Origin of the sequence: Okeania sp. SIO3B5, assembly GCF_010692555.1 — a bacterium.
Classification (GTDB): domain Bacteria; phylum Cyanobacteriota; class Cyanobacteriia; order Cyanobacteriales; family Microcoleaceae; genus Okeania.
In genome coordinates this window covers 1-7030 of sequence record NZ_JAAHHG010000513.1, presented here as the reverse complement: position 1 = coordinate 7030, position 7030 = coordinate 1, and the positions used below count along the sequence as shown (strand labels likewise).

The following is a 7030-nucleotide window of genomic DNA, read 5'->3' as shown; positions in this document are numbered from 1 at the left end:
TGAACCGTCTTACTACAAAAGTTTCCTCCCTTGCCCTTAAAGTCCGTTGTTAATTTAAACACCGTCCTTTAAGTAGAGAGTCTTGTTGCTGAAGTCCGCAGTTCCTCCGGAGGAGGCTAGCTGACTGCTAATAGCTGAATGCTTACATTAATAATTAAATAATTCTGGTTTAAAGCCTCCCCTTTTAAGGAGAAATAATATTTCTTTATATTCAAGAAATAACGGTTTTAACCAGAGGTAATTATCAATTATCAATTAATGAATTCTTCCTTCTTAAAAATTGTGGTTTAAAGTCTCCCTTTTTAAGGGGATAATAAAGAAAAATTTTCATGATTAGTCAATCCTCTTCTTTTAAAGGAGAGGTAATTATTAATTAGGGTTTGCGCTCAAAAGTCTTATGGTGATGATAGGGAACAGGGAACACTTAACTGGGAACAGGGAACAGTTTAGACTATCTACTACGGCCAAATTTTCTGATACTCAGGGGAAAAATATGAGCATTTTGAGACTAATTGAGCCAAAAACCTTACACCCCCTCAGCAATCTTTAACCCTGGAAGCCTGAACTGGTATTGATTATACTTTTATTCAGTAAGCCCTAATTAGGGTTTGCGCTCAAAAGTCTTTTTTTTAAGGAGTAGGGGAAAATTTTTTTGCCCAACTATGCGCTAAAAATGCGCTCCATGCATGAGCATGAAGAGCTGAAAACCATGTACTTTTTCAATACTTAAAAAGGCTAAAACCTTTATCTGGTAATTATTTGAGATTTAATCAACAAGCCCTAATTAGGGTTTGCGCTCAAAAGTCTTTTTGCGCTTGGCAGGGAGTAGGGAGTAGGGAGTAGGGAGTAGTGAAGAGTCAAGAGAATCAGGAGTTGTAGAGGACGTACAAAGGAAAAATTATCCCAATAGTGATTCTGCCTCTATACTTACGCCCATACTCACTTTTTGAGCAATGTTTGGCAAAAACCTGGTACTTTTTCACTACCTAAAAAGGCCAAAACCTTTATATATCAAGACTTTTATATTTCATCAGCAAACCCTAATTATTAATTATTAATTATTAATTATTAATTATTGAACGACTCCAGTCTTCAACTTCATACAAAAAACGAGTTCCACCAATTAATTTACGATTCACCGACGTACTCTGAACAAACACCACATATTTCTCCAAATTGTTAGGTTTAATTCGCACCGTTGTACCATGAGGCAAACCTAAAATTTCTCGCGCTGATTCTCCCTCAAATAAATCTCCCGTTGCTCGATCCATTAAAATAATTTCCTTTTTTCCTTGAATAGTTTCGGTCTTCGTAAATTCATAAAAACCACGCCCTTTGTTAAAAATTAAACCATTTTCTAGGACAAAATTTTTAATCGGTTTATTCTCATCCACTTCTAATACTTGAAACCTTCCCGGCGTAACAACTCGCAAATCTGCTGACTCATAAAAACTCGTTTCTTCTCGATTTAACATGGTATTAAAAATTTGATTTAAACCACGATTCATTCGCCCCATATCTAAAATTTCTTGTTCATAACTTTGCAGCTCTTCATCTGAAGATTGTTGATAACAAACTGCTAAAAATAAATCGTTAATATAAGCAAATTGGTCTAACTTGATATGAAATCCACCAGATTTTTCTGCCAATTCTTGATAAAACATAGTGGCATGGCGACGATTTAATGCTTGTACCCCATAAATTGTAATTCCCATATCTGATAATTTATTAACTTCTTCTCGCCAATTTAACTTCTGAGGATTTTGACTAGGCGGATGAGGAATATCGTCTCCAATTAATACTAAAGATTTAGTTGCTTTCGGAGTCCAAGCAAAAGATTGGGCTTGATGTAATACTAATTCATAACATTCTGGTGCATCTCCACCACCTGTCTTTCCTACCCTTTCTACAAAGTTACAAATAGCATCTATATTTTGGGATAATTCTAATCGTTTTGTTACATAAGTAGAGTTGCGATCGCAATAATCTCCATGAGCAATAATCCCAATTCTAATACCAGGAATTTCTGACATTAATCGAGTTACTGTATTTTGGATTTTTCGGCGTACTTGAGTTAAGCAAGGATACATACTGCCAGTTGTGTCAAAGCTGAATACTACTTCTATATTATTAGTCATATTTTTTTTCCAATTTTTGACAAAATTTCCACAGAAAATCCCTCGGTTTCAGCTTATAAATTAGCTGCCACCAATTAGATAAATTACTCAAGTTTGAAAGCTTTCTTTTATAGCTATCAACTATCAGCTATCAGCATTCAGCTAGATCCAAAACTACTACCTTTCATTAATTGATAATTACCTCTGGTTAAAACCGTTCTGGATTGAATATAAGGAAACATTATTTCTTTTTTTTCCCTTAAAAGCGAAGGCTTTAAACCATAATTAATAATTAAGAGTTGATAGTTGATAGTTGATAATTAATAATTATTTATCTTTTCTCTTATGGGTTTAATACCCCACCGTCTATACGGTGCTTAAAATTGTTTGGGGTTAGAATCCCCATGCAATTTTCCCTTCTGCCTTCTGCCTTCTCTTTTCTCTTATGGGTTTAATACCCCACCGTCTACACGGTGCTTAAAATTGTTTGGGGTTAGAATCCCCATACAATTTTCCCTTCTGCCTTCTGCCTTCTGCCTTCTGCCTTCTTCAACAGGACTTACGCAAAGGCACTATTTATAGAGTCAAAAGACTATTGGACAATAGTTTTGAGCGCTATATATAGCGTATCTGCGTAAGTCCTATTTATATTGTAATCAATGTTGAACAAAATGTCAATTATAAATTGAAGAAAAAATCAATCAAATATTTTTTAGATTCTAGACAAACTAATATTTTTCCTTCTGCCCTCTGCCTTTTGCTATAAATGCCAGGAGAGCAGGAACCCCTAAAATAAGTTTACAGCGGTTTTCATAATTAGTAGACAACAGTAGGGAGGTTCCATGGAACCTCCCTACAGGGTTTTTGTTTGTGAAAATGTGGTTCATCAACTTGAAAAGCGCTGTAGAAACAACCATTGCTCAAAAGGAGAAATAATTGATAGAAGAACGTGCCTACTGGCTGGCATGGGCCAAAATTAGTGGTATAGGTCCAATTGCTCTACAACGACTCAAACAACAATTCGGGACTTTAGCAATAGCTTGGACAGCCAGCCCCAAAGAATTAGGCCAAGTGCCAGGATTTGGCCGTCAGAAGATAGAGAAAGTAGTGGAAGAGCGATCGCGACTCGATCCAAAACAACTGATAGAAGAACACACGGCCAAAAATCCTGATTTCTGGACTCCAGCAGACTCAGACTATCCACGCCTTTTGCAAGAAATTCCGACACCGCCTGCCCTGCTATATTATCGAGGCATAGTTGACTCCCAAGAAATTCTCGGTATTACTCCCACGGTAGGCATAGTCGGTACTCGCTACCCCACGGAATATGGTCGTCGTTGGACTAGGAAAATAAGTTCAACCTTGGCAAAAAGTGGGTTTACTATTGTTTCTGGACTAGCTATGGGAATTGATACTGAGGCGCATAAAGCTTGTTTAGAAGCAGGGGGACGAACAATTGCTGTTTTTGGTAATGGGGTTGATACAGTTTACCCCAAGGAAAATAAAACTCTTGCGGAAAAGGTTATTAAACAGGGGTTAGTTGTTAGTGAATATCCGGCAGGTACGAGACCAAATTCTAAACATTTTCCCCAACGTAATAGAATTATTGCAGGATTAAGTAGGGCAGTGTTAGTGATGGAAGCTCCTAAAAAATCCGGTGCTTTAATTACTGCAGATATGGCAAATGAATTTTGTCGAGATGTGTATGTTTTACCTGCTCGTTTAGATGACGAAAAATCTCATGGTTGTTTGCAGTTAATTAATCATGGTGCAGAGGTAATTCCGATTACTATGGATAAGTTATTAGAAATGTTAGGAGCAATACCACCATTAGATATTGATGTGGTAGAACCTCCCGAACAATTATCTTTATTTGAGGAGAATAAACGGGATTCTATTCCAGATTTAGAACCTCTTTTAGCCAAGGTTTTTCAACATATTTCTAGTGAAGCTATTCCTGTAGATTTAGTTGTCCAAAAAACAGGTTTATCGCCAGGAGATGTTTCTAGTTCTCTATTACAGTTGGAGTTATTAGGATTAGTTACTCAGCTACCAGGAATGCGTTATATCATGTCTGGTTGAATACTTATAAATAAATGACGGAGGAGTCAGGAGTCAGGAGTCAGGAGTCAGGAGGGAAGAAAGAATAAGAAAGAATAAAGAGGAAGAAAAGGAGAAAGTTTTTTGATCGCTAATTACCCAGAAATGATATTATCAAAAAAATTAATATGGCAGGTAAAGGAGAAACAAGAAAAAATTTTCTTTTTACTCAATCCTATTCCTTTTAGGGAGAGGTAATTATCAATTATCCATTATCAATTATCCATTATTGAATTCTTCCTTCTAAATAATGACTAAATATTTACTTCTTCCTTCTTCCCTATTCTTTCTTATTTCTCCCTTCCTCCTTCTTCCTTCTTCCCTCTTCCTTCTGAGTGTCACTGCCGCCCCGAAAATTATTTTTCCCACCTGTCCTAGAAATGAAATTTCTAAGCTACCTCAACCTCCTTTATCTCAAACTCAACCAAGTATTCCTAGTCTTTGGTTAACTCAAGATTTCTTTGGTGAAGAACTTATTTATACTTGGTTTGTTGACTCCGATGATGCTTGGGTAATTTTGGTAGTCAGAAAATTAAATTGGGATAATAAAGGTTACATAGAACGTTATAAATTTATTAATCATTTTGGTAATGTAGCTAGACAATATGGTTATAACTTACAAGTATGCGAACCCCGTAATAAAAAACCAATTGCTGCCTATTTTTGTGACTTTGAAAATCCTCCATTAAATTGTGATGTAGAAATTGATTATAGATTTGGTAGAAGTTTATTTAGTTCGCCTAAAGACTTTGAATTTATTACTAACACTACAGAATAATAAATAGGGAGAGATTAGGAGATGGGGAGATTTAATATTACAGTGTGGATAGAATGATAAACATATATGTAAGCATTTCCTGCGGAATGCTGCGCAATAACCGGATTCTATAATATAGTCATTTAACTTTAGATTGAGACAAAGCTTTTTTACTATAAGGAAGTTTCAGACGACAAAACGTCTCATTTTTAAGTTAAGCTACTATAATATCACGTCCGGATAAGAGCGTGATAAAAAAACTTTCTCCTTCTTCTCCTATTCTTCCTCTTCCTTCTTCTTTCTTCCCTCCTGACTCCTGACTCCTGACTCCTGACTCCTCAGAAGAAAAACAATACCCATTACTTATTGCTCCTAAAAAAAATGACAAATACACTAACGCAAAAAAAACAAAATCTATGATGAATTTATTGACTTCATTGCTAGAGGAACAACTTCAGAAACATTGACGCAATTCCAATATTCTGAGGAAACAAAAGAACAGCTAGAATACCTCATTTATCGTTCAAAAATGGGAGACTTAACTACAGAATAAAAAAGGGAAATGGATGACTTTTTATTTCTAGAACATATTATTACCCTTGCTAAAGCCAAAGCATACCAAAATCTACAAAACCAGTCAAAATAGTAAAAATAATCATCTCAATTTCTCATCCTTCCATCACGTCCAAAACCCTCAAAAAGTTAGCAGAAAAAGCAGAATAATTCCAGAAAAATCACTCTAACAATTGTTCCCACTACCTCCTAATTAGGGTTTGCTGAAAAAGTCTTTTTTAAGGAGTAGAGGAGCGGGGGAGTAGGGGAGTAGGGAAGAATTTTTTTGCCCAACTTTTGCTAAAAATGCGCTCCTTTTTGAGCATAAAGAGCTGAAAACCATGTACTTTTTCAATACCTAAAAAGGCTAAAATCTTTATCTGGTAATTATTTGAGATTTATTCAGTAAACCCTAATTAAATTTTTTTCTCCGTTCCTCTTAACTAGGGCTTGCTGATTAAATATCCAAGCATTGACTGATATTAATTTTAGGCTTTTTATGTCTTGAAAAAGTATTAGCTTTTCAGTTGCTCTGGTTCAAAAAGTGAGTATTTTTGGGAAGTAAAAGCTGAAAAATCACTCTGAAAATTTTTAAGGCTATCTTTTTTATAATTCCTTGTTTCTTCTAACTATTCTCATCTCCCCTACTTCCCTACTCCCCCACTCCCCCACTCCCCTACTCCTGAAAAAGACTTTTTCAGTAAACCCTATATAGAGCTAATTACTGGTTGACGAATTTCTTGCCATAATTGCCGATATTGTTCAATAGTGCTATCTGCAAGTGGATAGAGAAAATCGCTTTTTTCTAGAATATCTTCTGGAGGTAATAGCAAAGAATTATCTTTAATTTCTGAAGTCAATTCAGTTGTTTTTATCCCTGGTATTACTGGAGAAGTAGTCTGAGTTATTAAAGACATTTGTTCTGCTATCTCAGGTTTCCAACAAAAATCAATCCATTTTTCTGTTAAGGAAGTCTCCGCACTAGCAGCAGGTTTAACCCATAAATTTGACCATAAAGCTGTACCAGATTTAGGTATTACCGCAGCAATATCTGTGCGAGTTTTAATCAGTGGTAAAATATCATTAGACCAACCAACAGCTAACCAAGTATCTCCAGTAATTAGAGATTGTAAATAATTATTAGAAGCGTAATATTTAACTTGTTGATTTAGTTTAACCAATTCCGATTTTAAATTTTCAACTTTACTAAGATTTTTAGTATTATAAGATTTGCCTAATTTTTTCAGAGTTAAACCAATAACTTCTCTAGGTTGATCTAACAAAGAAAATCGATGGCGTAACTCCTCTCTCCATAGATCGCTCCAGTCCGTAGGTTGCCATCCCAAAGTTTTAAATTTATCAACTCGATAAGCAATTAATGTTGTACCCCATTGATAAGGTGCTGCCCAAATTTTCCCTTGGGAGTCTGCATAACCTTGATTATTACGCTTGACTAACTTTTGCCATTTTTCCGGCAATTTATTCCAATTTTATAAAGCTTCAA

The 7030-nt window shown here is 35.5% G+C and carries 5 protein-coding genes; 2 read left to right on the top strand and 3 right to left on the bottom strand.

Features of this window, described 5'->3' with window-relative positions:
* Positions 1 to 1061: 1061 nt before the first annotated feature.
* Positions 1062 to 2138: a vWA domain-containing protein gene (locus F6K54_RS36990; RefSeq protein ID WP_293088930.1), complete on the bottom strand. Its 1077-nt coding sequence runs from the start codon at positions 2136 to 2138 to the stop codon at positions 1062 to 1064.
* A 915-nt stretch (positions 2139 to 3053) separates the two neighbouring features.
* On the opposite strand from F6K54_RS36990, the gene dprA reads away from it, so the two are divergent.
* Together dprA and F6K54_RS36980 are read left to right on the top strand one after the other, a co-directional pair.
* Complete coding sequence (gene dprA, locus F6K54_RS36985; protein ID WP_293088928.1) at positions 3054 to 4199, top strand: DNA-processing protein DprA; 1146 nt, start codon at positions 3054 to 3056, stop codon at positions 4197 to 4199.
* A gap of 268 nt (positions 4200 to 4467) precedes the next feature.
* On the top strand, positions 4468 to 4995 hold the full coding sequence (locus F6K54_RS36980) for a hypothetical protein (protein WP_293088926.1): 528 nt from the start codon (positions 4468 to 4470) through the stop codon (positions 4993 to 4995).
* A gap of 193 nt (positions 4996 to 5188) precedes the next feature.
* Here F6K54_RS36980 and F6K54_RS36975 read toward each other — a convergent pair whose 3' ends face one another.
* Both F6K54_RS36975 and F6K54_RS36970 read right to left on the bottom strand, forming a co-directional pair.
* Entirely contained in the window at positions 5189 to 5362 is a 174-nt protein-coding gene (locus F6K54_RS36975) for a hypothetical protein (RefSeq protein ID WP_293088924.1), read from the bottom strand.
* Between the two features lie 871 nt (positions 5363 to 6233).
* Positions 6234 to 7004, bottom strand: coding sequence for an extracellular solute-binding protein (locus tag F6K54_RS36970; protein ID WP_293088922.1), 771 nt, complete (start codon positions 7002 to 7004; stop codon positions 6234 to 6236).
* Positions 7005 to 7030 lie beyond the last annotated feature (26 nt).